Origin of the sequence: Micromonospora sp. NPDC049051, from assembly GCF_043197575.1 — a bacterium.
Taxonomy (GTDB): domain Bacteria; phylum Actinomycetota; class Actinomycetes; order Mycobacteriales; family Micromonosporaceae; genus Micromonospora.
In genome coordinates, this window is the sequence record NZ_JBICTL010000002.1 from 1 (window position 1) to 23,057 (window position 23,057).

General features: G+C 74.0%; 23 protein-coding genes and 1 rRNA gene. 7 read left to right on the plus strand and 17 right to left on the minus strand.

Going from position 1 to position 23,057, the window contains the following annotated elements; genetic code table 11:
• A 16S ribosomal RNA gene (locus ACGFIR_RS07285) occupies positions 1-87 on the minus strand; the annotation flags it as partial.
• A 641-nt stretch (positions 88-728) separates the two neighbouring features.
• Positions 729-2,015 (minus strand): tyrosine--tRNA ligase, encoded by a 1,287-nt coding sequence (tyrS, locus tag ACGFIR_RS07290; protein ID WP_393006292.1) that lies wholly within the window; start codon positions 2,013-2,015, stop codon positions 729-731.
• Between the two features lie 106 nt (positions 2,016-2,121).
• Here tyrS and ACGFIR_RS07295 point away from each other — a divergent pair, with 106 nt between their 5' ends.
• On the plus strand, positions 2,122-2,505 hold the full coding sequence (locus ACGFIR_RS07295) for a PaaI family thioesterase (protein WP_393006294.1): 384 nt from the start codon (positions 2,122-2,124) through the stop codon (positions 2,503-2,505).
• A gap of 36 nt (positions 2,506-2,541) precedes the next feature.
• Here the strand turns inward: ACGFIR_RS07295 and ACGFIR_RS07300 are convergent, their stop codons facing one another.
• From ACGFIR_RS07300 to ACGFIR_RS07310, 3 genes are all read right to left on the minus strand, one after another.
• A complete protein-coding gene (locus ACGFIR_RS07300; RefSeq protein WP_393005625.1) occupies positions 2,542-3,861 on the minus strand; it encodes a hemolysin family protein in 1,320 nt (439 codons plus the stop codon).
• A 172-nt stretch (positions 3,862-4,033) separates the two neighbouring features.
• Complete coding sequence (locus ACGFIR_RS07305) at positions 4,034-4,672, minus strand: hypothetical protein (protein ID WP_393143791.1); 639 nt, start codon at positions 4,670-4,672, stop codon at positions 4,034-4,036.
• Positions 4,673-4,723: 51 nt separating this feature from the next.
• Positions 4,724-5,206: a GNAT family N-acetyltransferase gene (locus tag ACGFIR_RS07310; RefSeq protein WP_393005629.1), complete on the minus strand. Its 483-nt coding sequence runs from the start codon at positions 5,204-5,206 to the stop codon at positions 4,724-4,726.
• 94 nt (positions 5,207-5,300) lie between these two features.
• Between ACGFIR_RS07310 and ACGFIR_RS07315 the strand changes: the two genes are divergently transcribed.
• Complete coding sequence (locus tag ACGFIR_RS07315) at positions 5,301-5,555, plus strand: hypothetical protein (RefSeq protein ID WP_393143793.1); 255 nt, start codon at positions 5,301-5,303, stop codon at positions 5,553-5,555.
• Between the two features lie 18 nt (positions 5,556-5,573).
• Here the strand turns inward: ACGFIR_RS07315 and ACGFIR_RS07320 are convergent, their stop codons facing one another.
• A complete protein-coding gene (locus ACGFIR_RS07320; RefSeq protein WP_393005633.1) occupies positions 5,574-6,050 on the minus strand; it encodes a cyclic nucleotide-binding domain-containing protein in 477 nt (158 codons plus the stop codon).
• Positions 6,051-6,260: 210 nt separating this feature from the next.
• Here ACGFIR_RS07320 and ACGFIR_RS07325 point away from each other — a divergent pair, with 210 nt between their 5' ends.
• The 3 genes from ACGFIR_RS07325 (at position 6,261) to ACGFIR_RS07335 (ending at position 10,878) form a co-directional block, all read left to right on the plus strand.
• Entirely contained in the window at positions 6,261-8,903 is a 2,643-nt protein-coding gene (locus tag ACGFIR_RS07325) for a cation-translocating P-type ATPase (RefSeq protein ID WP_393143795.1), read from the plus strand.
• A 69-nt stretch (positions 8,904-8,972) separates the two neighbouring features.
• The gene (locus tag ACGFIR_RS07330; protein ID WP_393143797.1) at positions 8,973-9,869 is read left to right on the plus strand and encodes a universal stress protein; all 897 of its coding nucleotides are present in this window, start codon (positions 8,973-8,975) and stop codon (positions 9,867-9,869) included.
• Between the two features lie 127 nt (positions 9,870-9,996).
• Entirely contained in the window at positions 9,997-10,878 is an 882-nt protein-coding gene (locus ACGFIR_RS07335; protein ID WP_393005639.1) for a universal stress protein, read from the plus strand.
• A 50-nt stretch (positions 10,879-10,928) separates the two neighbouring features.
• On the opposite strand, the gene ACGFIR_RS07340 is transcribed toward ACGFIR_RS07335, so the two are convergent.
• The 3 genes from ACGFIR_RS07340 to ACGFIR_RS07350 all read right to left on the minus strand — a co-directional run bounded on the left by ACGFIR_RS07340 (position 10,929) and on the right by ACGFIR_RS07350 (position 13,463).
• The gene (locus tag ACGFIR_RS07340) at positions 10,929-11,552 is read right to left on the minus strand and encodes an FMN reductase (RefSeq protein ID WP_393005641.1); all 624 of its coding nucleotides are present in this window, start codon (positions 11,550-11,552) and stop codon (positions 10,929-10,931) included.
• Entirely contained in the window at positions 11,549-12,673 is a 1,125-nt protein-coding gene (locus tag ACGFIR_RS07345) for an LLM class flavin-dependent oxidoreductase (RefSeq protein ID WP_393005643.1), read from the minus strand. Before ACGFIR_RS07345 ends, ACGFIR_RS07340 begins: the two co-directional genes overlap by 4 nt.
• Before the next feature lie 157 nt (positions 12,674-12,830).
• Positions 12,831-13,463: a DNA-3-methyladenine glycosylase gene (locus ACGFIR_RS07350; protein ID WP_393005645.1), complete on the minus strand. Its 633-nt coding sequence runs from the start codon at positions 13,461-13,463 to the stop codon at positions 12,831-12,833.
• A gap of 91 nt (positions 13,464-13,554) precedes the next feature.
• Between ACGFIR_RS07350 and ACGFIR_RS07355 the strand changes: the two genes are divergently transcribed.
• Both ACGFIR_RS07355 and ACGFIR_RS07360 read left to right on the plus strand, forming a co-directional pair.
• On the plus strand, positions 13,555-13,971 hold the full coding sequence (locus tag ACGFIR_RS07355) for a DNA-binding protein (RefSeq protein ID WP_393005647.1): 417 nt from the start codon (positions 13,555-13,557) through the stop codon (positions 13,969-13,971).
• Positions 13,972-14,021: 50 nt separating this feature from the next.
• Complete coding sequence (locus ACGFIR_RS07360; RefSeq protein WP_393005649.1) at positions 14,022-14,378, plus strand: MmcQ/YjbR family DNA-binding protein; 357 nt, start codon at positions 14,022-14,024, stop codon at positions 14,376-14,378.
• 41 nt (positions 14,379-14,419) lie between these two features.
• Here ACGFIR_RS07360 and argH read toward each other — a convergent pair whose 3' ends face one another.
• Genes argH through argC form a run of 8 tightly spaced genes read right to left on the minus strand, consistent with a single transcriptional unit; the run spans position 14,420 to position 23,010 of the window.
• Complete coding sequence (gene argH / locus ACGFIR_RS07365; RefSeq protein ID WP_393144686.1) at positions 14,420-15,883, minus strand: argininosuccinate lyase; 1,464 nt, start codon at positions 15,881-15,883, stop codon at positions 14,420-14,422.
• A gap of 17 nt (positions 15,884-15,900) precedes the next feature.
• Complete coding sequence (locus tag ACGFIR_RS07370; RefSeq protein ID WP_393005651.1) at positions 15,901-17,103, minus strand: argininosuccinate synthase; 1,203 nt, start codon at positions 17,101-17,103, stop codon at positions 15,901-15,903.
• Positions 17,100-17,615 (minus strand): arginine repressor, encoded by a 516-nt coding sequence (locus ACGFIR_RS07375; protein WP_393005653.1) that lies wholly within the window; start codon positions 17,613-17,615, stop codon positions 17,100-17,102. Before ACGFIR_RS07375 ends, ACGFIR_RS07370 begins: the two co-directional genes overlap by 4 nt.
• Positions 17,615-18,589, minus strand: a complete 975-nt coding sequence (gene argF, locus ACGFIR_RS07380; protein WP_393005655.1) for an ornithine carbamoyltransferase — start codon at positions 18,587-18,589, stop codon at positions 17,615-17,617. Before argF ends, ACGFIR_RS07375 begins: the two co-directional genes overlap by 1 nt.
• A complete protein-coding gene (locus ACGFIR_RS07385) occupies positions 18,586-19,905 on the minus strand; it encodes an acetylornithine transaminase (protein ID WP_393005657.1) in 1,320 nt (439 codons plus the stop codon). The genes argF and ACGFIR_RS07385 overlap by 4 nt, the downstream gene beginning before the upstream one ends.
• Positions 19,902-20,843 (minus strand): acetylglutamate kinase, encoded by a 942-nt coding sequence (argB, locus tag ACGFIR_RS07390; RefSeq protein WP_393005659.1) that lies wholly within the window; start codon positions 20,841-20,843, stop codon positions 19,902-19,904. The genes ACGFIR_RS07385 and argB overlap by 4 nt, the downstream gene beginning before the upstream one ends.
• Positions 20,840-22,012 (minus strand): bifunctional glutamate N-acetyltransferase/amino-acid acetyltransferase ArgJ, encoded by a 1,173-nt coding sequence (gene argJ / locus ACGFIR_RS07395; protein ID WP_393005661.1) that lies wholly within the window; start codon positions 22,010-22,012, stop codon positions 20,840-20,842. The genes argB and argJ overlap by 4 nt, the downstream gene beginning before the upstream one ends.
• Complete coding sequence (gene argC, locus ACGFIR_RS07400; protein ID WP_393005663.1) at positions 22,009-23,010, minus strand: N-acetyl-gamma-glutamyl-phosphate reductase; 1,002 nt, start codon at positions 23,008-23,010, stop codon at positions 22,009-22,011. Before argC ends, argJ begins: the two co-directional genes overlap by 4 nt.
• Between the last annotated feature and the right edge of the window lie 47 nt (positions 23,011-23,057).

Consider the following 23,057-nt stretch of genomic DNA (forward strand, 5'->3'; position numbering starts at 1 on the left):
GTACCCCGAAGGGCCTTTCCGCTCGACTTGCATGTGTTAAGCACGCCGCCAGCGTTCGTCCTGAGCCAGGATCAAACTCTCCAACAAAAACTTGTCGAACAGTCATCCCGGCAACAAAAAGTGTTGCCAAAGGAATCCAAGACCAACAAACCTGTAAAGGTTCACCAGTCCGGGGTATAAACAATTTGGCACTGGCTTATCAAGCACCCTGTTGAGTTCTCAAAGAACAACCACACACCGCCCAGAAACCCCACACCGTGGAGCCCCCGACCCGGGGCATTTCGTTCACCATCCCCGCCGCTCTCGCGCCAGGCACTTTTACTACGCTACCCACCGATTTCCGCCGTGTCAAACCGCTCTGCAGCGATCCGCACCACTTCAACCCATTTGCGGGCGCCAAGCGGCAGCGGCTTCCGCCGCTCTCCACAAGGCTTCCGGTAGACCGGCCGCCGCAGTCTCCCGCGAACTCGCCCGGCTCCCTACCAGCGATGAACCATACCCGGTCGGTTCCGCCTCGCCAAATCCGCCTCGCAGCGAATCCGGGGCACCGCCCGGCCCGGAAACCGATGAGCACAACCGCTCCCGGCCCGAAGTCCGTCCGCCGCGCCCGGCCTCCCGGAGCAATCGCCCCGTTCGTCCCTTCCGCGCTGGCAGAGAGAAAGTTACGCCCCCGGCTGATCGGTCGTCAAATCCGCCGGGGGCGTCCCGCGTCACACGGGTTCGTACGCTCAGCCGCGCAGCTCGACCCCGGCGAACGACCGCTTGCCGCGGCGCAGCACCAGGTAGCGGCCGTGCAGCAGATCGTCACGGCCCACCGTGGCGTCGGTCTCGGTGATCCGGGTGTTGTTCACGTAGGCGCCGCCCTCGGCGATCACCCGACGCGCCTCCTTCAGGCTCGGCACCAGCCCGGAGTCGCGCAGCAGCCCTGCGACGTCGGGCAGCTCGTCGACGTGCACGAGACCGGCCTCGCTCAGCGCGGCCCGCAGCGTCGCCGGCGCGAGCTCGTCCAGCGAGCCCCGGCCAAAGAGCGCCTGGCTGGCGGCGACGACCTGCGCCATCTCCCGCTCGCCGTGCACCAGCGTGGTCAGCTCCTCGGCGAGCGCCCGCTGCGCCGCCCGGGCCGCCGGCCGCTCGACGGTCTCCTGCTCCAACGCCTCCAGCTCCTCGCGCGAGCGGAAGCTGAAGTACCGCAGGTAGCGGCCCACGTCCCGGTCGTCGACGTTGACCCAGAACTGGTAGAACGCGTACGGGCTGGTCATCTCGGGGTCCAGCCAGATCGCGCCGCCCTCGGTCTTGCCGAACTTCGTGCCGTCGGACTTGGTCACCAGGGGCGTGGTGAACGCCTGCACCGGGCCGGCGCCGCGGCGACGGATGTAGTCGACGCCGGCGGTGATGTTGCCCCACTGGTCCGAGCCGCCGAACTGGAGCTGGCAGCCGTGGCGGCGGTGCAGCTCGAAGAAGTCGTTCGCCTGGAGCAGCTGGTAGCTGAACTCGGTGAAGCTGATGCCGGTCTCCAGCCGCGCCTTCACCACCTCGCGAGCCAGCATCTTGTTGACCGGGAAGTGCTTGCCGACGTCGCGGAGGAACTCGACCACCGACATCTCGCCGGTCCAGTCCAGGTTGTTGACCAACTGCGCGGCGTTCTCCCCCTCGTACGAGACGAAGGGCGCGAGCTGGTCGCGGATGCGGGCCACCCAGCCGGCGACCACCTCGGGTGAGTTGAGGGTCCGCTCGGCGCTCTCCTTCGGGTCGCCGATCTGCCCGGTGGCGCCGCCGACGAGCAGCACCGGCCGGTGTCCGGCGAGCTGGAGACGACGTGCCGTGGCGACCTGCACGAGGTGGCCGACGTGCAGGCTCGGCGCCGTCGGGTCGAAGCCCACATAGTAGGCGGCGGTTTCGCCGTCGAGCAGCGCGCGCAGCTCGTCGAGGCCGGTGGAGTCCTGGATCAGGCCCCGCCATCGCAGGTCGTCGGTCAGGGAGTACCGCCCGGGCGGCGGGAGGCTGCTGTCGGTCACGGTCACCGATTCTCCCCCATGACCGGGGAAGGACCGTACCGGGTTTGTCGCCTGGTCGGACGCGTAGGCTGGCCGCGCCCTGATCAAGGAGGAGAACGCCGTGGAGATGCCGGATCTGACGGGCGGCTTCGTCGCCCTGCTCGGGCTCAAGCTCGACGAGGTGGGCGAGGACCGGGTGGTCATCCGGTGGCAGGTCCGCCCCGAGCTGCACCAACCGTTCGGGATCCAGCACGGCGGCGTGTACTGCTCGGTGGTCGAGACGGCCGCCAGCATCGGCGGGTCGCTCTGGCTGGCCGGGCGGGGACGCGTCGTGGGCGTGTCGAACCAGACCGACTTCCTCCGCGCGGTACGCGACGGCGAACTGACCGCCGTGGGGACGCCCGTGCACCGGGGGCGCAGTCAGCAGCTCTGGCAGGTCGAGATCACGGACGCCGACGCCCGGCTCGTGGCCCGCGGCCAGGTGCGGTTGCAGAACCTCTACTCGGACTGACGGCCGGCCGGGCGAGGACGGCGACGGGCAGCGCGTTCAGCTCCGGGCCTCGTCCAGCACGGCCTCGGCGTCGTCGGTCTCCGACTCGGCCCGCCGGCGCAGCCGGACCCCGGCGATGGCGCGGTGGGCGATGCGGGTCACCTCGAGCTCCCAGCCGTCCACGACGACGCTCTCGCCCGCCACGGTGGGGATGTGACCGAGGGAGGCGAGCACGAGGCCCGCGATGGTGGTGTAGTCGCCGCCGGGTCGGCCGGGCAGCTCGACGCCGAGGTCGGTGAGGTCGTGCACGGGGAAGGTGCCGGGCAGCAGCAGGGTGCCGTCCGGCTCGGTGCGTACGGAGAGCACGTCCCGGTCGGTCTCGTCGTAGATCTCCCCGACGATCTCCTCGAGGATGTCCTCCAGGGTGACGATCCCGTCGACCGCGCCCCGCTCGTCCACCACCAGGGCGATGTGCTGGCGTTCGGCCTTGAACTGCCGCAGCGCGTCCACCACCGGCAGCGAGTCCGGCAGCAGCATCGGCGGGCGGGCGCACTCGTCGACCGGTCGGTCGTCGGGCACCCCGACGAGGTCACGCAGGTGGATCACGCCGACCGCGTCGTCGAGCCCCCCGTGCCGGACCACCGGCGCCCGGGAGTGGCCGGTCGCGGCCAGCAGCAGCCGCGCGGCCTCCGCCGTGGTGCCGCTGTCGAGCGTGAAGACCTGCAACCGGGGTACGAGCACCGCCCGCAGCTGCCGGTCGGCGATCTCGACGGCGCCCGCGATGATCGTCCGCTGTTCCTTGGTGAAGCCGTGGTTGCCGGAGACGATGTCCCGCAGCTCGTCGGGGCCGATCTCGTCGGGCTCGTGCTTCGGGTTCAGCCCGACGAGGCGTACCACCAGGTCGCTGGTGGCGCCGAGGGCCCAGACGGCCGGTCGGGTCACGGAGGCCAGCAGGTCGAGCGGGCGGGCCACCAGCAGCGCCCACCGTTCCGCGGCCTGCATGGCGATCCGTTTCGGGGCCAGTTCGCCGAAGACCAGGGTGACGAAGGTCAACGCGAGGGTGACCACCACGATCGCGACGGTCTCGGCGGCACCGCCGAGCGGGCTGAGCAGCGGCACGAGCGGCTTGGCCAGCGACACCGCCGCCGCGGCCGAGGCCAGGAAGCCGGCGAGGGTGATCCCGATCTGGATGGTGGCCAGGAAACGGTTCGGGTCCTTGGCGAGACGGGCCAGCACCCGACCGGCCCGGCTGGTGCGTTCCAGCCGCTGGATCTGGCTGTCCCGCAGCGAGACCAGTGCCATCTCGCTGCCGGCGAAGACCGCGTTGAGGATGACCAGGACACCGACCAGGGCCAGTTGGGTCCAGATGCTCTGCACGCCCGGCTCTCCTCACACGGGACAGGTGCCCGCCGGCACGACGGGCACCGCCGGCCGAAGGCTGCGGCCGGCGTAGGCCAGTCTGTGCCCACCGGACCGGCCGGCGAATCCTCAATCGGACCGGGTTGTGATCAGGCCTGCCCGGCGGGCGAGGCGGGCACCTGCCGTAGTACTACGTGGCGACCGGCGAAGCGGGCAGGTCGAGGACGTACGAACGGCCCTCGGGGCGGAAGCCGAGCCGGTGGTAGTACGGGGCGACCATGCCGGGCGGGGTGATCACCCGGCGGAAGCCCCGGTCGGTGAAGAGCGTGCTGCGCCGGTAGACGAACTCACCCGGCGTGAAGTCGCGGAAGCGCCGGGTGACGTAGTCGAGGTCGACCTGCGCCACGCCGTCCGCCTCGGCGTGCGACAGCACCACGCCGACCACCTCGTCGGCGCGGACGACCAGGAACGCGGAGCGTTCGGCAGCGGTGCCGGGGGGCCAGCGGAAGCCGGGGTTGAACCGGGCGATGTCGGCGGCGTGCACATTCAGCGTGTGGGCCAGGAACTGGTCGTCGACCCCGACCTCGACCACCTGGTAGGTGGCCTCGTCGTGGCGGGTGGCGAGCATGGACCGCAGGTACCAGACGTTGATCACGGCGAGCACGACGTTCAGCCCGACCATGGGCCAGACCTGGACGGCCGCGTTGTATCCGATCAGGATCAGGCAGCCGACCAGGTTCAGGGCACGCAGCCGGAGGATGCGCGTCTGCAGCAGCGACCAGACCAGCAGCGCCGAGCCTGTCCAGCCGATCAGTTCCAGCCAGTTCACGCCGCGAGAGTAGTGGTCGCCCGGACGCGACGCCCCGGCGGGCGGCGGCGGTCAGTCTCCGGCGAGCTCCAGCACCCACTCCTCCACCTCGGTGCCCCGGCCGTCGGCGTACCCCTTGTCCTCGCCGGTGACGACGAAGCCGCACTTGCGCAGCACGGCGAGCGAGGCCTTGTTGTCCTTGGCCGCGCGGGCGTGCAGGGGCCGCCGGGGCAGCTCGCGCATCAGCGCGGCGAGCGCCGCGGTGGCGTAGCCCCGGCCCCAGCGTCGCGGGTCCATCCAGTAGCTGACCTCGGTGCGGTCGTCGACGGGGAAGGCGACGACGTGGCCGACGACCTCGCCGTCGACGACCACCGTGCGGGCGACGATGCGCTCGTCGGCGCGCACCCGGCGCCAGTGCGCGTCGAAGCGCTCGCGGTCGGTCGGATCCTTTGGCCCGAAGGCGGCCATCCAGTTGGCCTCCGCGTCCTGCTCGTGGGCGAAGAAGTGGGGCAGGTCGTCGTCGCGCACGGCACGCAGGCGCAGGTCGGCGTTCATGGCCCGAGGATAGGGGCGAGCACCGACAGGTCCGGGTCCCGGGCGGTACGCGAAGTCCCGGGCCGGCGAGCCGTGGTGCGCGGACAATGGCCGGATGGGACGAGACGTACGCATGGCGCGGGTGGCCGGGGCGAGCGCCACCGGCGCGGTGGCGACGGGCGCGCGGGCGGCGGGCGCGGCGTCGATCGGGGCGCTGGCGGTGGGCGCGCTGGCCTGCGGTGCCGTCGCCGTCGGGGCGCTGGCGATCGGGCGGCTGGCGATCCGCCGGGCCGTGATCCGGGAGCTGCGCATCGGCAGGCTGGAGGTCGACGAACTGGTGGTGCGCGGCCGGCCGATCGGCGCCGGCTGACGGCCGGCGTCCACGCGGTCAGCCGGCGGGCGGAGCGGCCACCGGGTAGCCGTAGAGGTCGAGCAGCCGGCCCCGGGCCGCGTGCAGCCGGTCCACCACCACGCTCATGAAGCGGGTGGTGAGCTGCCGGCCGAGCGCGTCGTCGGACTCCATCAGCCGGCGTACGCCCTCGGCGCTGAACTCCACCGCCGTGGTGCGCTGCGCGGCCACCGCCCCGAACTGCCAGCGGTACGGCGGGAACAGCCACGACCAGCCCAGCACCCCGCCCGGGCCGATCGTCTCGATCTCCACGTCGCCCCGGCCCGGCACCGCGAAGTCGAGCGCCACCCGGCCGGTACGCACCAGCCAGAAGCGCTCGGCCGGCCGGTCGGCCCGGAACAGCCGGTACCCGGGATGCCAGACCACCGGCCGGGCGTGACCGGCGAGCCGGGGCAGCCACGGCTCGGGCAGCCCGGCGAGGAACGGATGCGCGCGCAGCACGTCCAGGGTGGTCATGCGGTGCCCCTTTCGTCGGGTCGGGCCGGCGGTGACCGGGTGCCTGCGACGGGTCGTCCCGGCTCCCATCACACCGCACCTCGGGGCGTGGGCGGCAGGGCCGTTGGTCCCTGGTGTCGCGGGCGGAACTGCCCTGGCGGGTGTCCCCGGGTGGGACGAGGGTGGCATCGGGACGTACGCGGCGACGGCGCCACGGCAGGGCGGAGGGTGATGTGGGACGGTCCGCAGAACGGCCACGGGGGCGTACCGGTGTCCACTGACGTCTCGACCAGGCCCCCGGCGGGGCTCCGTTCGGCGGAGGCCGCGGCCCGGTTACGCGCGGACGGGCCGAACGCGGCGGTCGCGCCGGCCCGCCGCCACCTGGGCGGCCGGATCCTGCATCAGCTCACCGACCCGCTGGTGGCGTTGCTGCTGGCCGCCGCCGTGGTCACCGCCGTGCTGCGCGACTACCCGGACACCGCCGTGATCGTGCTGGTGGTGCTGGTGAACACCGCCATCGGCGTGGTGCAGGAGGTCCGTGCCGACCGGGCGATCGCCGCGTTGGACCAGCTCGCCGCGCCCACGGCCCGGGTCGTGCGGGACGGCCGGGACGTCGTCCTGCCCGCCGCCGACCTCGTCCGCGGTGACCTGGTGCGGGTCGAGGCCGGCGACGTGGTCCCCGCCGACCTGCTGCTGGCCGAGACGGCCAGGCTGAGCGTCGACGAGTCGGCGTTGACCGGCGAGTCGGTGCCGGTGGCGAGGGCGGTGGGCGAGGAGGCCAGCGCGGGGACGGTGGTCACCACCGGGCGGGCCACCGGCACCGTGGTACGCACGGGTGCCGCGAGCGCGCTCGGCCGGATCACCGCCCTGGTGGCGGCCACCCGGCCCGCCGCCACCCCGTTGCAGCGCCGCCTCGCCGGGCTCGGCCGGATGCTCGGTTTCGCCGCCGTGGTGCTCTCGGGGTTGGTCTTCGTCATCGGCGTCGTCGGCGGGCGGCCGGTGGTCGACATGGCGGTCACCGCGGTGAGTCTCGTGGTGGCGGCCGTGCCCGAGTCGCTGCCGGCGGTCGTCACCCTCGCCCTCGCCCTGGGTGCCCGGCGGATGGCCGGGGCGCGGGCCATCCCCCGCCGGCTGCACGCGGTGGAGACCCTCGGCTCCGTGACCGTCATCGCCTCGGACAAGACCGGCACGCTGACCGAGGGCCGGATGGCGGTGCAGCACGCCGTCACCGGCGACGGTTCCCGCTACGGCGTCACCGGCAGCGGCTACGCCCCGCACGGCGCGGTGCACCGGCAGGGCGAGCCGGTGGCCGTACCGGAGGAGCTGCGCCGCCTGGCGCGGGCCGGGCTGCTCTGCAACGACGCGGCCCTGGCGCCGCCCACCGGCGAGCGGCCGGAGTGGGGGGCGGTCGGCGACCCGCTGGAGGCGGCGCTGGTGGCCTTCGCCGCGCGGTGCGGGCTCGATCCGGAACGCACCCGCGTGGCGTGGCCGCGGGTCGCGGAGCACCCGTTCGACCAGGAGCTGCGCCGGATGACCACGGTGCACCGCTCCTGCGACCGGCGCTACCTGGTGGTGTGCAAGGGCGCGCCGGAGAGCGTGCTGGCCGCGCCGCTGCTCGACGCCTCCCCTGAGGAGGTCGCGGAGTTGACCGCCGCCGCGCACCGGCTGGCCGGCGAGGGGCTGCGGGTGCTGGCGGTCGCGTCCGCCGTGGTGGACGCCCCGCCGGCCGATCCCGCCCGGCCGGTCGGGCTGCGGCCCGTGGGGCTGGTCGCCGTCGGCGACCCGCTGCGCCCGGGCGCGGCCGACATCGCGGGCAGCTTCGACGACGCCGGGGTCCGGCTGGTGCTGGTCACCGGCGACCACCCCGCGACCGCCGCGTCGATCGGCGGCCAGCTGGGGATCTGGCGCGAGGGCGACCCGGTGGTACGCGGGGACGACGGCGATCCGGCGCGGGCGCATCCGCGGGCGCGGGTGTTCGCGCGTACCCAGCCGGAGCAGAAGCTCGACATCATCGCCGGTCTCCAGTCGCGGGGGCACGTGGTGGCGATGACCGGCGACGGCGTGAACGACGCTCCGGCGCTGCGCCGGGCCGACATCGGGGTGGCGATGGGCGGCGGCACGGAGGTCGCCCGGCAGGCGGCGGACCTGGTGCTCGTCGACGACGACCTGTCCACGGTGGCCGCGGCGATCGGTGAGGGCCGGCGCATCTACGACAACATCCGGCGCTTCCTGCGCTACGCGCTCTCGGGCGGGGCGGCCGAGATCGCCGTGATGCTGCTCGGTCCGCTGTTCGGGCTGGCCGTGCCGCTGCTGCCGGCGCAGATCCTCTGGGTGAACCTGCTCACCCACGGCGTGCCGGGGGTGGCGCTGGGCGCGGAGCCGGCGGAGCCGGGCACGCTGCGTCGGGCGCCCCGTTCCCCGTCCGAGTCGGTGCTCGGGGCCGGCCTGGGCCGGGACGTACTGGTCACCGGCACGTTGATCGCCGCCGTGGTGCTCGGCGCCGGGGTGCTCGCCGCGCACTGGGACCGGCCCTGGCAGTCGGTGGTCTTCGTGGTGCTCGGCCTCGCCCAGCTCGGGGTGGCGCTCGCGGTCCGCGCGCCGCGACCGCCCGGCGCCCGGCGCGGCAACCTGGCGCTGCCGGTCGCGGTGGCGGTCTCCGCGCTGCTCCAGGTCGCCGGGGTGCTGCTGCCCCCGCTGCGGGAGCTGCTCGGCACGGAGCCGCTCGGCGTGGTGGAGCTGCTGGCCTGCGCCGCCGTCAGCGTGCTGCCCGGGCTGGTGCTGCGGTTGGCCCGCCGGCCCGCCCGGCACGAGGCGGGAAGCGCCGGCCCGGCCGGTGACCCGCAGGTCGGCGAGCCGGGACGAAGGTCCCGATGATCAGGACGACCGCCTCTGACCGGTAGCGTTCCGAAGGAGCAGGCTGGAGACGGACAGAAGGAGGATTCGATGGCCATCAACACCGGTGCCCCCGTCGTGGTAGGAGTGGACGGTTCGGCCGCCGCGCTCGACGCGGTCCGGGAGGCGGCGCGGGAGGCGGCCGAGCGGCAGCGCCCGCTGCGGATCGTGCACGCCTTCATCTGGCCCCTGACACGCGCCCCGCTCGGCGCCGCCGAGGGCGCACCGGCCGGCGCCGGCCTGCGCAACCAGGCCGAGCGGTACGTCGCCGAGGCGATCGCCGAGGCCACCAAGATCGCCCCGGACGTGCCGGTGACCGGCGTGGTGGTCGACGGCGCCGCCACCCCCGTCCTGCTCGCGCAGTCCCGGGACGCCGCCCTGCTGGTGCTGGGCCACCGGGGCCTGGGCGGCTTCGCCGGGCTGCTGCTCGGCTCCGTCACCGTGCAGGTCTCCGCCCACGCGCAGGTGCCCGTCCTCGTGGTGCGCGGCGAGCAGCGCGCCGACGGCCCGATCGTGGTGGGCGTCGACGGCTCGGAGTGTTCCCGCGAGGCCGTCGCGTTCGCGTTCGAGGAGGCCAGCCGTCGGGGCGCCCCGCTGGTCGCGGTGCAGGCCTGGCTCTTCCCCGCCCCGGTCGGTCCGGGCGACATCCTGCCCCTGGTGTACGACCTGGACGCGTTCGCCGCCGAGGAGGAGCGTGTCCTGGCGGAGTCCGTCGCCGGCTTCGCCGAGCGCTATCCCGACGTGCCGGTGCAGCACCGGCTGGTCCGGGGCTCGCCCGGCGGGGTGCTGGTCGAGGAGTCGAAGAAGGCCCAGCTGGTGGTCGTGGGGGCGCGCGGTCGGGGCGCGCTCGGCGGGCTGCTGCTCGGCTCGGTCAGCCACGCGGTACTGCACCACGCGCACTGCCCGCTGGTGATCGTGCGGCAGCCGAAGCGGGACGACGCGTCCTGACCCGGTCACCGCACCGCGACGCCGTCGCGCCGGTCGCTCCCCCGACCGACGCGACGGCGTCCGTGTAAATGCCGGCCGGTGGCCGGTGCCGCCTCGACAATGACCGGATCGACGTGAGGGAGGGCTGATGAACCGACCCGTGGTGGTGGGGGTGGACGGATCACCGGCGAGCCTGCTGGCGGCGGAGCACGCCGCCCGGGCCGCCCTGCTGCGATCCCGTCCCCTGCACCTCGTGCACGGCTACCTGCACCCGCTCGGTTACGGCGTGCCGATCAACCCGTACGACCTGGGACTGCCGGCGCCGACCGAGGAGGCGCAGAAGATGTTGGAACGCACGGCCGCCGACCTCGCCGGGCGCTGCCCGGGGCTGACCGTCGAGGCGCGTCAGGTGGCCGGCGGGCCCGGTGCGACGCTGGTCGAGGAGTCCCGGCGGGCCGAGCTGGTGGTGGTGGGCAGCCGGGGGCTGGGCGGCTTCGCCGGGCTGCTGCTCGGCTCGGTCGGCACGCAGGTGGCCGCCCACGCGCACTGCCCGGTCCTGGTGGTGCGTCCCGTCGAGGAGCCGATCCCGGTCGCCGGGCCGGTGCTGGTCGGGGTGGACGGCTCGGAGACCGCCGAACTGGCGGTCGGGTACGCGGCCGACGAGGCGGCCCGTCGCGGCGACGGGCTGGTGCTGGTGCACGTCCAGCCGCCGGACGGGGACGGCACCGCGGCGGGCGAGGTGAACCGGGAGCAGGCCGCCGTGGACGCGGAGTCCGCCGAGCTGCTCGCCACCGCCGCGGCGGCCGTGCGGGGCAGCCACCCGGGGTTGGCCGTCGAGGAGCGGTTGCTCCGGGCGCCGAAGGCCGAGCAGGCGCTCGTCGAGGCCAGCGGGGGCGCGGCGCTGGTGGTGGTCGGCTCCCGGGGCCGGGGCGGGTTCACCGGGCTGCTGCTCGGCTCGGTCAGCCAGACCCTCGTGCAGCACGCGCACTGCCCGGTGCTGGTGGCCCGCCCGTACGGTCACGCCCGCTGACGTGCCCTCGACCCGCCGGCCCCGGAGCGGGGTCGGCGGGTCGGCGGCGCTCAGCGGTCCCGGCCGCCGAGCAGTTCGTCGAAGCTGGTGGTGAGGGCGAACGGGTCGGCGGGGCCGGTGGACGCCGGCCGCCGGTGGATCTGCTCGGCCAGCTCGCGGCCGGCGCGGACGATCCGCGCCCGCAGCGCGCCGTCGGCGGCCCCGGCGGCCCAGTCCTCCGGGGCGGCGAAGACGGCGGTGGGCACCACGATCGACCGCAGGTGGGCGAACATCGGCCGGACGGCGTGTTCCAGCGCCAGCGAGTGCCGTGCCGTTCCGCCGGTGGCGCCGGCCAGCACCGGCCGGTCCGCCAGCGCGCCGGGTTCGACCAGGTCGAAGAACGACTTGAACAGCCCGTTGTACGAGGCGTGGAAGATCGGCGTGACGGCGATCAGCCCGTCCGCGCCGGTGACCGTGTCGAGCACCTCCCGCAGGGCGGGCGACGGGAAGCCGGTCAGCAGGTGGTTGACGACGTCGTGGGCGTGCTCGCGCAGCTCGACGGTGCGTACGTCGACGTCGTCGCCGCGCCGGGCCAGCTCGTCGCGGGTGGCCACGGCGAGCTGGTCGGCGAGCAGCCGGGTCGACGAGGGCTGCCCCAGCCCGGCCGACACCACGGCGAGCGTGCGGCGGGTCATCGGCCCGTCTCCGTCCCGGCCCGGTCCCCGGCGTCCCGGCCGGCGTCCGGGCGTGCGGCGTCGCGCAGGGACGCGTGGGTGGGCGCGGCGGGCACGTGCGCCGGACGCAGCGACTCGAACTCCTTGCGCAGCACGGGCACGACCTCCTCGCCGAGCAGGTCGAGCTGCTCCAGCACGGTCTTCAGCGGCAGGCCGGCGTGGTCCATCAGGAACAGCTGGCGCTGGTAGTCGCCGACGTACTCGCGGAAGCCCAGCGTGCGGTCGATAACCTGCTGCGGGCTGCCCACGGTCAGCGGGGTCTGCGCGGTGAACTCCTCCAGCGACGGGCCGTGCCCGTAGACGGGCGCGTTGTCGAAGTAGGGCCGGAACTCGCGCACCGCGTCCTGCGAGTTGCGCCGCATGAACACCTGCCCGCCGAGGCCCACGATGGCCTGGTCGGCGGAGCCGTGGCCGTAGTGGGCGAAGCGCTGCCGGTAGAGCCCCACCATCCGCTGGGTGTGCTCCTTCGGCCAGAAGATGTGGTTGGCGAAGAAGCCGTCGCCGTAGTAGGCCGCCTGCTCGGCGATCTCGGGGCTGCGGATCGAGCCGTGCCAGACGAACGGCGGCACGCCGTCGAGCGGGCGCGGCGTCGAGGTGAACGACTGCAACGGGGTGCGGAAACGCCCCTTCCAGTCGACGACGTCCTCGCGCCAGAGCCGGTGCAGCAGGTCGTAGTTCTCGATGGCCAGGGGGATGCCGTTGCGGATGTCCTGGCCGAACCACGGGTAGACCGGCCCGGTGTTGCCGCGCCCCATCATCAGGTCCACCCGGCCGTCGGCGAGATGCTGGAGCATCGCGTAGTCCTCGGCGATCTTCACCGGGTCGTTGGTGGTGATCAGCGTGGTGGAGGTGGAGAGCAGCAGGCGCTCGGTACGGGCCGCGATGAAGCCCAGCATGGTGGTGGGCGACGACGGCACGAACGGCGGGTTGTGGTGCTCGCCGGTGGCGAAGACGTCCAGGCCGACCTCCTCGGCCTTCAGCGCGATGGCGACCATCGCCTTGATCCGCTCATGCTCGGTCGGCTCGCGACCGGTGGTCGGGTCGACCGTGACGTCGCCGACGGTGAAGACTCCGAACTGCATGACCAGCTCCTCGCGTTCGTCCCTGGCCGGGGCCGCTGCGGCGCCCGGACGCACGGCACAACATATTTGACGAGTCAACTATTCCGCCATCCGCGGCACCCCCGGTGGCCGCCGTCACGCCGCCCGCGTCGCCCCACGGCGGTCGCCGCCGGGCAGGTCAGCGGCTGCGGGGCACGTGCCGGCGGTAGGCGCTGACCGTCGGCTCGTCGGCGATCCAGAACCGCCACGGCACGTCGTGCGCGCCGGTCACACCGACCCGGGGCCCGGCCACGACCGCCTGTTCGGGCACCGGCACGTCCGCCGGGCGCAGCCGGACCGGACCGTCGCCGAGCAGCCAGCGGCCGTAGGCGCTCCTGTCGATGCCCAGGGCCGCGCAGAGCCGGGCGGGCCCGCGCGCGAGATCGACGTCCCGGCGTACGGCGGGGCGCCTCGCCCGGGCCGTCTCGACGCCGTCGACCACCTCGCCGGCACGCAGCAGCACCGCCGAGGCCTCCCCGTCGACGCCCGTGACCACGTTCATGCACCAGTGCATGCCGTAGGTGAAGTAGACGTAGGCGTGCCCGGCCGGGCCGAACATGACGGCGTTGCGCGGGGTGCGGCCCCGGTGCGCGTGCGACGCGGGGTCGCCGGCCGTCCCGGCGTACGCCTCGACCTCGGTGATCCGGACCGTCACGTCGCCGGCGGTCAGCCGGCAGCCGAGCAGGCCCCGGGCGGCCGGCACCACCGGGCCGGCGAGCAGGTCGGCCAGCCCCGCGAGATCGGCGGGGCGGCGCGGGGAGTACGCCACCACGGCACCGACCCTATCCGCCCCGGACGGCCGACGCCCGTCAGCCCATCAACGTTTCGTTGACAACATATCGTTGATGTGTTGGAGTGGCGGCATGACGGACTCCTTCACCGCCCCCGACGCCGGGGCGTCCCGGGCGCACCGCACCTACGCGGCCCTGCGTCGGATCGCCGACCGGCACGCCGACACCGAGGCCCGCCGTCGCCGGCACACCAACCCCTACCTGCCGGACACGTACGAGGCGGTCGCGCTGGTCACCGCCCTGGCCGCCGGCGGGGCCGAGGTCGAGCCCGGCGAGGAACCCGCCGACGACGCGGACCTCGTCGCGGCGCTCACCCTCGTCCCGCACCTGCGGGCCGAGGTCGACACGATGGAGGCGGGACTGCTGACGCTGGCCCGCGCCCGTGGACTGACCTGGCAGCAGATCGCGTACGGGCTGGGGCTGGGCAGCGCGCAGGCCGCCAAGCAGCGCTACGAACGACTCTCCGCCCGCACCGCCACCACCGACTGACGCCGCCGATGGTCCAGACTGGGCCCGAAAGCGGTGCCGAGGAGGACGCGATGACGCGCGAGGAGATGCTGGCGTACTGCCTGGGGAAGCCGGGCGCCCGGCTGGACCAGCCGTGGGAGGGCGACGAGGTGGTGAAGGTCGGCAGCCGGATCTTCGCCTTCCTGGGCTCCTCCGGCGCCGACGACCCGACGGTCGGCGTGAAGTGCGGGCCGACCCGGGAGATCGCCGACGAGTGGCTGCACCGGCACCCGGGCGACGCGCGGGCATCGCCGTACATCGGGCGCTCCGGCTGGAACACGCTGCGCCTGGCCGGCGGGATCGACGACGAGGAGCTGATCGAGGCGGTCGACGCCTCGTACGACGCGGTGGTGGCCAAGCTGCCGAAGCGGGAGCGCCCGACGGGCTGAACCCCGCGCGGCCTCCGTGGCGGCCGCGCGGGGTCGGCGACTCAGCGGGGAACGACCCGCTCGGCGGCCCACTCCCGCCAGCCGGCGAGCTTGTCGGCGGCGGTGGCGAGCTGGTCGGCGACCGGCCCCGGGCCGGTCGAGCCGGGCGTGGTGCGGGCGGCGAGCGCCGAGCGGACCGAGAGCACGTCACGCACCGACGGGTCGAGATGCTCGCTGACCGCCGCGAGGTCGTCGTCGCTGACCTCGTCGAGGGCGCAGTCGCGGGCCACGCAGAGCGCCACCAGCCGCCCGGTGATCTCGTGGGCGTCGCGGAACGGCACGTTGCGCCGGACCAGCCAGTCGGCGACCTCGGTGGCGAGCGAGAACCCGACCGGGGCGGCGGCCACGAGGCGGTCGGCGCGTACGGTCATCGTGGAGATCATCCCCGCGAGCGCCGGCAGCAGCAGCTCCAGGGTGTCGACCGCGTCGAAGGCCGGCTCCTTGTCCTCCTGCATGTCCCGGTCGTACGTCATCGGCAGGCCCTTGAGCATGGTCAGCACGCTCATCAGCCCGCCGACGAGCCGGCCGGACTTGCCCCGGGCCAGCTCGGCGATGTCCGCGTTCTTCTTCTGCGGCATGATCGACGAGCCGGTGGCGAACGCGTCGTCCAGCTCCACCCAGCCGAACTCCTGCGACGTCCAGAGCACCACCTCCTCGCCGAGGCGGGACAGGTGCACCCCGGTCATCGCGGTGACGAAGAGGAACTCGGCGACGAAGTCCCGGTCGGCGACGGCGTCCATCGAGTTGGCGAAGGACGTGCGGAAGCCCAGCTCCTTCGAGACGGCCACCGGGTCCAGCGGCAGGCCGGAGCCGGCCAGCGCGCCCGCGCCGAGCGGGCTGACCGCCGCCCGGTCGTCCCAGTCACGCAGCCGCTCCAGGTCGCGCAGCAGCGGCTGCACGTGGGCCAGCAGCCAGTGCCCGAAGGTGACCGGCTGGGCGTGCTGCAGGTGCGTCATGCCGGGCGCGGCGGTCTCCACGTGCCGTTCGGCCTGCTCGACGAGGGCCTCGGCCAGCTCGACCAGCCGGCCGGCCACGCCCCGGGCGTGGTCGCGCAGGTAGAGTCGCAGGTCGGTGGCGACCTGGTCGTTGCGCGACCGGCCGGCGCGCAGCTTGCCGCCGAGGCTGCCGAGCCGCTCCAGCAGCCCCCGTTCCAGGGCGGTGTGCACGTCCTCGTCGTCGACCGTGGGACGGAACTGCCCGGAGGCGCAGGCCGCCTCCAGGTCGTCCAGGGCTGCGAGGATGCGGCCCAGTTCGTCCGGGTCGAGCAGGCCGGCCACGGCGAGCACCCGGGCGTGGGCCCGGGACGCCGCGATGTCGTACGGGGCCAGCCGCCAGTCGAACTGCACGCTCACCGACAGCCGGGCCAGTGCCTCGGCGGGGCCGCCGGCGAACCGGCCACCCCACAGGCTGGTGCGGTTGGTCGCGGCGCTGTTCTCGGTCAGGCTCTTGTCGTCCACGTCGCCCATTCTGGTCGTCACGGTCCTCAGCCTCCCAACCGGGCGTCCCGGGCGGCGGCCATCTTGCTGGGCAGGCCCCATAGCTGCACGAAGCCCTTCGCCAGGGACTGGTCGAAGGTGTCGCCGGTGTCGTAGGTGGCCATGCCGAAGTCGTAGAGGCTGGCCTCGGAGCGCCGCCCGGTGACGGTGGCCCGGCCGCCGTGCAGGCTCAGCCGTACCTCGCCGGTGACGTGCCGCTGCGCGTCGTCGATGAACGCGTCCAGCGCGTTCTTCAGCGGGGAGAACCAGAGTCCGTCGTAGACCAGCTCGCCCCAACGTTGGTCGACGCCGCGCTTGAACCGGGCCAGGTCCCGCTCCACGGTCACCGCCTCCAACTCCTGGTGGGCGGTGATCAGCGCGATGGCGCCGGGCGCCTCGTACACCTCGCGGCTCTTGATGCCGACGAGGCGGTCCTCGACCATGTCGAGCCGGCCCACGCCCTGCGCGCCCGCGCGCCGGTTGAGCTCCAGGATCGCCTGGTACGGGGTGACGGTCTCGCCGTCGACCGCCACGGGCACGCCGGCGTCGAAGGTGATGGTGACCTCGTCGGCGTCGCGCTCCTGCGCCGGGTCGGCGGTGTACGAGTAGAGGTCCTCGACGGGGGCGTTCCAGATGTCCTCCAGGAAGCCCGTCTCGACGGCGCGCCCGAACAGGTTCTGGTCGACGGAGTACGGCGACTTCGCCGACACGTCGATCGGCAGCCCCTTCTCCTCGGCGAAGGCGATCGCCTTGTCCCGGGTCCAGGCGTAGTCCCGGGCCGGCGCGACGATCTTCAGGTCGGGCGCGAGCGCGCCCAGGCCGACCTCGAAGCGGACCTGGTCGTTGCCCTTGCCGGTGCAGCCGTGCGACACGATGGTGCCGCCGTGCTTGCGGGCCGCGGCCACCAGGTGCTTGACGATCAGCGGCCGGGACAGCGCGGAGACCAGCGGGTAGCGGTCCATGTAGAGCGCGTTCGCGCGGATGGCCGGCAGGCAGTACCCGGCGGCGAACTCGTCGCGCGCGTCGACCACCTCCGACTCGACCGCGCCGCAGTCCAGGGCGCGCCGCCGGATCGCGTCGAGGTTCTCGCCGCCCTGCCCGACGTCGACCGCCACCGCGATCACCTCGGCGCCGGTCTGCTCGGCCAGGTACGGGATGGCGACGGAGGTGTCGAGCCCTCCGGAGTAGGCGAGTACGACCCGCTCGGTCATGGTGTGGTGTTCCCTTCAGCGTTCTCTTCCCGGCGGGCCCAGGCGGTGAGTTTGTCGCCGAACGCGGCCCCGCCGACGGCCTCGCGGGTCACGACGAGGATGGTGTCGTCGCCGGCGATGGTGCCGACGACCTCGGGCAGACCCGCTCGGTCCAACGCGCTGGCCAGGTAGTGGGCCGCGCCCGGCGGGGTACGCAACACGGCGATGTTGCCGCTGGCGTCGACCCCGTTGAGCAGCTCGCGCAGCAGGCGGATCAGTCGGGCCGGGGCCGTCTCGGCGTCGCGCAGCGGCCGGTGCCCGTCCTCGGGGATCAGGTAGCAGGCCCGCCCGTCGCCGCCGCGCGCCGTGACCGCGCCCAACTCCTTGAGGTCGCGGGAGAGGGTGGCCTGGGTGACCTGGATGCCGTCGCCGGAGAGCAGGTCGGCCAGCTCGGTCTGCGAATGGATCGCCCTGTCGCGGATCAGTTCGACGATGCGGGCGTGCCGGGCGGCGCGGGTCAGCGGGGCGGTCATCATGTCTCCCTGGTCGCGGCGACGCCCGGCGCCGCCGCGTCCGGGACGGCGGGTGCGGCCCCGAGGAGGAACGTCAGCAGCGCCTTCTGGGCGTGCAGCCGATTCTCCGCCTGGTCGAACACGACGCTCTGCGGGCCGTCGAGCACCTCGTCGGTGATCTCCTCGCCCCGGTGCGCGGGCAGGCAGTGCAGCACGACGGCGTCGGGCGCGGCGTGGCCGAGCAGCGCGGCGTTGACCTGGTACGGCAGGAACGGGGTGATCCGGTCCAGCCCGTCCTCCTCGTGCCCCATCGAGGTCCAGGTGTCCGTGGCGACCACGTCGGCGCCGGCCACCGCCGCCACCGGGTCGGTCAACGCCTGCACCGAGCCCCCGGTACCTGCGGCGATCTTGGCGGCCCGGGCGACCACCTCCGGGTCGGGGCCGAAGCCGGCCGGCCCGGCGACCCGTACGTGCAGGCCGGCGGTCGCCCCGGCGAGCAGGTACGAGTGCGCCATGTTGTTCGCGGCGTCGCCGACGTACGCCAGCGTCCGGCCGGCGGTGCCGCCGCAGTGCTCGCGGACGGTGAGCAGGTCGGCCAGGAGCTGGCAGGGGTGGAAGCCGTCGGTGAGCGCGTTGACCACCGGCACGGAGGCGCCGTCGACGACCTCGGCGAGCCGGTCGTCGCCGTGGGTACGCAGCACGATCGCCGCGACGTAGCGGGACAGCACCCGGCCGGCGTCGGCGAGGGTCTCGCCCCGCCCGAAGTGGGTGACCTGGGTGTCCACCACGAGGGGGTGCCCACCCAACTCGGCGATGCCGACGTCGAACGAGAAGCGCGTACGCAGGCTCTGCTTGTCGAACAGCACCGCCACGGACCGGGGTCCGGCCAGCGGCCGGTGGCCGAACCGGTCGGCCTTCATCCGCGCCGCGAGGTCGAGCACGGCCGACTGCTCGGCGGGGGTCAGGTCGTCGTCGCGCAGGAAGTGCCGGATCACGCGCTCGCCTCCGTAACACTCGGCAACGCCCCGCTGGACGCGGACGCGGCGTCCACGGCGGGCGACGTGGAGATCTTGGTAGGTTCCGGCCCCTCCAAGGGCCGTTTCGTACCAGGATCCGGCGCGGCACCGGCGGCACCGGCGGCGGCCGGGGACGTCGCGTCGAGGGCGGCCGAGAGAGCGGCCACGAAGTCGTCGGCCTGGGCGGCGGTGAGGATCAGCGGCGGGGCGAGCCGCACCACGCCCGGCTGCACCGGGTTGACCAGGAAACCGGCCTCCCGCAGCGCCTCGGCGAGGACCTTCGAGACGGGCGCGGCGAGCACCACGCCGAGCAGCAGGCCCGCGCCGCGTACGCCGTCGACCAGCGGATGGCCGAGCCCCTCGATCCCCCGGCGCAGCCGCTCCCCGATCCGCTTGACGTGGTCGAGCAGCCCCTCGCTGGCGATGGTGGACACCACGGCGAGGGCGGCGGCGCAGCTCACCGGGTTGCCGCCGAAGGTGGTGCCGTGCGAACCCGGGGCGAGCAACTCGGCGGCCCGCCCGAAGGCCAGGCAGGCGCCGACGGGCAGCCCACCGCCCAGCCCCTTGGCCAGGGTCACCACATCGGGCTCGACCCCCTCGGCCTGGTGGGCGAACCAGTGCCCGGTACGCCCGACGCCCGTCTGCACCTCGTCGAGCACCAGCAGCGCGCCGTGCCGGGCGGTGATCCGGCGCGCGGCGGCCAGGTAGCCGGCCGGCGGGACCACCACGCCGTTCTCGCCCTGGATCGGCTCGATGATCACCATCGCGGTGGCGTCGGTGACCGCCGCCTCCAGCGCGGCCACGTCGCCGTAGTCGACGTGGGTCACCTCGCCGGGCAGCGGGCGGAACGGATCGGCCTTGGCCGGCTGACCGGTGAGGGCGAGCGCGCCCATCGTGCGCCCGTGGAAGCCGCCCCGGGTGGCGACCACGTGCGTACGGCCGGTGAGCCGGGAGAGCTTGAACGCGGCCTCGTTGGCCTCTGCGCCCGAGTTGGCGAAGAAGACCCGTCCCGGCCGCCCGGCCAGGGCCAGCAGCAGCTCGGCCAGGGCCACCGGGGGTTCGGCGACGTAGAGGTTGGAGACGTGCCCGAGGGTGGCGACCTGCTTCGACACGGCGGCCACCACGGCCGGGTGGGCGTGACCGAGGGCGTTGACGGCGATGCCGCCGACGAAGTCGACGTACTCCCGGCCGGCCTCGTCGACCACGACGGCACCGGAGCCGGAGACGAGAGCGAGCGGCGGCGTGCCGTAATTGTCCATCATGGACTGGGACCAGCGCTCGACGAGCGTACTCATCCGGCGACCGTGCCTTCCTGGTTGACGACTGCGGGGCTCGTGGAGGGGGTTCTCGTGGGGATGACCATGGTGCCGAATCCTTCCGACGTGAAGACCTCCAGCAGCGTGGAGTGGGCGACCCGGCCGTCCACGACGTGCGCGGCCGGCACCCCCTGGCGCACCGCCCGCAGGCAGGCCTCCATCTTGGGCACCATGCCGCTCTCCAGCGACGGCAGCAGCTCCGCCAGCTCGTCGGCGGTGATCTCGCTGACCAGGCTGCTCGTGTCCGGCCAGTCGGCGTACAGGCCCGGCACGTCGGTGAGGACGACCAGCTTGCGGGCGTCGAGGGCGACGGCGAGCGCGGCGGCGGCGGTGTCGGCGTTCAGGTTGTGCAGCACCCCGTCGGCGTCGGGCGCCACGGTGGAGATGACCGGGATGCGGCCGGCCGCGATCAGGTCGGTGACCGCCGAGACGTCGACCGACTCGACGTCGCCGACCTGCCCGACGTCGACCGGCTCCCCGTCCACGTACGCGGGCCGCCGCACGGCGGTGAACAGCCCACCGTCCTCGCCGGACAGGCCCACCGCGAACGGCCCGTGAGCGTTGATCAGGCCGACGAGTTCCCGCCCCACCTGGCCGACCAGGACCATCCGGACCACGTCCATCGCCTCCGGGGTGGTGACCCGCAGGCCGCCCCGGAACTCGCTGGCGATGCCCAGCCGGCCGAGCATGGCGGAGATCTGCGGCCCGCCGCCGTGCACCACGACCGGCTTCAGTCCGGCGTACCGCAGGAAGACCATGTCGGCGGCGAAGGCCCGCTGGAGCTTGGGGTCGACCATGGCGTTGCCGCCGTACTTGACCACGACGGTCGAGCCGGAGAAGCGGGCCAGCCAGGGCAGCGCCTCGATCAGCGTGGCCGCCTTGGCCTGGGCGCGGGCGAGATCGGTGGAGAGGCTCATGTCGAGTAGGCCGAGTTCTCGTGCACGTACGCGTGGGAAAGGTCGTTGGTCCAGACGGTGGCCTCGGCGGCGCCGGCGTGCAGGTCGATCCGGATGGTGACGTCCCGTCCCGTCAGGTCGACCTTCGACCGGTCCTCGGCGGCGGCGCCGGAGCGGCACACCCAGACCCCGTTGACCGCGACGTCGACCCCGTCGGGCTCGAACGCGGCGGCGGTGGTGCCGACGGCGGCGAGGATCCGCCCCCAGTTCGGGTCGTTGCCGAACAGCGCGGTCTTGACCAGGTTGTTGCGGGCCACCGACCGGCCCACCTCGACCGCGTCGTCCTCGCTGGCCGCGCCGACCACGTCGATGGCGATCTGCTTGGTGGCGCCCTCGGCGTCGGCGATGAGCTGCTGGGCCAGGTCGTGGGCGGCGGCGGTGACGGCGGCCGTCAGCTCGGCGGCGGTCGGCGCGATGCCGCTCGCACCGCTGGCCAGCAGCAGCACGGTGTCGTTGGTCGACATGCAGCCGTCGGAGTCGATCCGGTCGAAGGTGACCCGGCACGCCTCCCGCAGGGCGGCGTCGAGCTCCTCCGGCCCGGCCACCGCGTCGGTGGTCAGCACGCAGAGCATGGTGGCCATCGCCGGGGCGAGCATGCCCGCGCCCTTGGCCATGCCGCCGACGGTCCAGCCGCTGCCCCGGGCCACCGTGGTCTTGGGCCGGGTGTCCGTGGTCATGATGGCCTCGGCGGCGGCCGGGCCACCGTCGCGCGACAGCTGACGGATCGCCGACCGTACGCCCGGAAGCAGCTTCTCCATCGGCAGCCGCTCGCCGATCAGGCCGGTCGAGCAGACCGCCACGTCGGCGGCGCCGAGCATCAACCGCGCGCTGGCCGAGCTGAGCGCGGCGGCGGTGTGCTCGGCGGTCGCGTGGGTGTCCTGGAAACCGGCCGGCCCCGTGCACGCGTTGGCGCCACCCGAGTTGAGTACGACGGCGCGGGCGACGCCGGCGCGCACCACCTGCTGGGTCCAGAGCACCGGCGCGGCCTTGACCCGGTTGGCGGTGAACACGCCGGCGACCCCGGCGTCCGGGCCGTCGTTGACGACCAGCGCGACGTCGCTCGCGCCGCTGGCCTTGAGCCCGGCGGCCACCCCGGCCGCCCGGAACCCCCGCGGAGTCGTGACAGTCATGGTGCTACCCCCCAGACGGACAGGCCCGTCGTCTCCGGCAGGCCACACATGATGTTGGCGTTCTGCACGGCCTGGCCGGCGGCGCCCTTGCCGAGGTTGTCCAGTGCGCTGAGCACGATCATCCGCCGGGAGTCGACGTCGACCGTCGCCTGGAGATGACACGAGTTGGAGCCGAGGGTGGCGGCGGTGTGCGGCCAGGCCCCCTCGGGCAGGACGTGCACGAAGGGCGCGTGGGCGTACGCCTCGGCGAGCACCGCGCGCGGGTCCACGCCCCGGGCCGGCACGGCCGTCACGGTGGCGAGGATGCCCCGGGGCATCGGCGCGAGCACCGGCGTGAGCGACAGGCCGGTCGCGCCGGTGGCCTGCTTGATCTCCGGTACGTGCTGGTGGGTGCCGACGCGGTAGGACGACAGGTCGCCCATCACCTCGCTGCCGAGCAGGTGCGCCTTGGCCGCCTTGCCGGCGCCGGAGGTGCCGGACGCGGCGACGACCACCACGTCGGCCGGGGAGGCGGCGCCGGCGGCGACCAGCGGGGCGAGGGCCAGGATGATCGCGGCGGCGTAGCAGCCCGTGTTGGCGACCCGCGTGGCACCGGCGATCAGCTCCCGCTGGCCCGGCAGCTCGGGCAGCCCGTAGGTCCACGGCCCGGCGTGCGTGCCGCCGTAGTAGTTGGCCCAGGCGTACGGGTCGGCGAGGCGGTGGTCCGCGCCGAGGTCGACCACGCGCACCTCGGGCGGCAGCTGGGCGGCCAGGGCCGCCGACTGGCCGTGCGGCAGGGCCAGGAAGACCAGGTCCGCGTCGGCCAGCGTCGCCGCGTCCGTCTCGCCGAGCACCATGTCCAGGCCGGCGAGCTGCGGGTGTACGACGTCGAGGCGGTGCCCGGCCTGGCTGTGTGCGGTGGCGGCGACGAGGTCGAACTCCGGGTGCCCGGCGACCAGGCGGATCAACTCACCCCCCGCGTAGCCGCTCGCACCGGCGACCGCAACCCGGATACTCATTCCCACCTCCGCATGACTATGCAGGGAGCCTAGCAACGATCGACTTC

Bases quoted from the DNA above. Each gene is read 5' to 3' on its own strand.
- ACGFIR_RS07295 (WP_393006294.1), top strand. From the start codon at position 2,122: ATGCCGGATCTGACGGGCGGCTTCGTCGCCCTGCTCGGGCTCAAGCTC.
- ACGFIR_RS07310 (WP_393005629.1), bottom strand. From the start codon at position 5,206: ATGAACGCCGACCTGCGCCTGCGTGCCGTGCGCGACGACGACCTGCCC.
- ACGFIR_RS07315 (WP_393143793.1), top strand. From the start codon at position 5,301: ATGGGACGAGACGTACGCATGGCGCGGGTGGCCGGGGCGAGCGCCACC.
- ACGFIR_RS07320 (WP_393005633.1), bottom strand. From the start codon at position 6,050: ATGACCACCCTGGACGTGCTGCGCGCGCATCCGTTCCTCGCCGGGCTG.
- ACGFIR_RS07325 (WP_393143795.1), top strand. From the start codon at position 6,261: ATGTGGGACGGTCCGCAGAACGGCCACGGGGGCGTACCGGTGTCCACT.
- ACGFIR_RS07330 (WP_393143797.1), top strand. From the start codon at position 8,973: ATGGCCATCAACACCGGTGCCCCCGTCGTGGTAGGAGTGGACGGTTCG.
- ACGFIR_RS07335 (WP_393005639.1), top strand. From the start codon at position 9,997: ATGAACCGACCCGTGGTGGTGGGGGTGGACGGATCACCGGCGAGCCTG.
- ACGFIR_RS07340 (WP_393005641.1), bottom strand. From the start codon at position 11,552: ATGACCCGCCGCACGCTCGCCGTGGTGTCGGCCGGGCTGGGGCAGCCC.
- ACGFIR_RS07345 (WP_393005643.1), bottom strand. From the start codon at position 12,673: ATGCAGTTCGGAGTCTTCACCGTCGGCGACGTCACGGTCGACCCGACC.
- ACGFIR_RS07355 (WP_393005647.1), top strand. From the start codon at position 13,555: ATGACGGACTCCTTCACCGCCCCCGACGCCGGGGCGTCCCGGGCGCAC.
- ACGFIR_RS07360 (WP_393005649.1), top strand. From the start codon at position 14,022: ATGACGCGCGAGGAGATGCTGGCGTACTGCCTGGGGAAGCCGGGCGCC.
- argH (WP_393144686.1), bottom strand. From the start codon at position 15,883: ATGGGCGACGTGGACGACAAGAGCCTGACCGAGAACAGCGCCGCGACC.
- ACGFIR_RS07370 (WP_393005651.1), bottom strand. From the start codon at position 17,103: ATGACCGAGCGGGTCGTACTCGCCTACTCCGGAGGGCTCGACACCTCC.
- ACGFIR_RS07375 (WP_393005653.1), bottom strand. From the start codon at position 17,615: ATGACCGCCCCGCTGACCCGCGCCGCCCGGCACGCCCGCATCGTCGAA.
- ACGFIR_RS07385 (WP_393005657.1), bottom strand. From the start codon at position 19,905: ATGAGTACGCTCGTCGAGCGCTGGTCCCAGTCCATGATGGACAATTAC.
- argB (WP_393005659.1), bottom strand. From the start codon at position 20,843: ATGAGCCTCTCCACCGATCTCGCCCGCGCCCAGGCCAAGGCGGCCACG.
- argJ (WP_393005661.1), bottom strand. From the start codon at position 22,012: ATGACTGTCACGACTCCGCGGGGGTTCCGGGCGGCCGGGGTGGCCGCC.
- argC (WP_393005663.1), bottom strand. From the start codon at position 23,010: ATGAGTATCCGGGTTGCGGTCGCCGGTGCGAGCGGCTACGCGGGGGGT.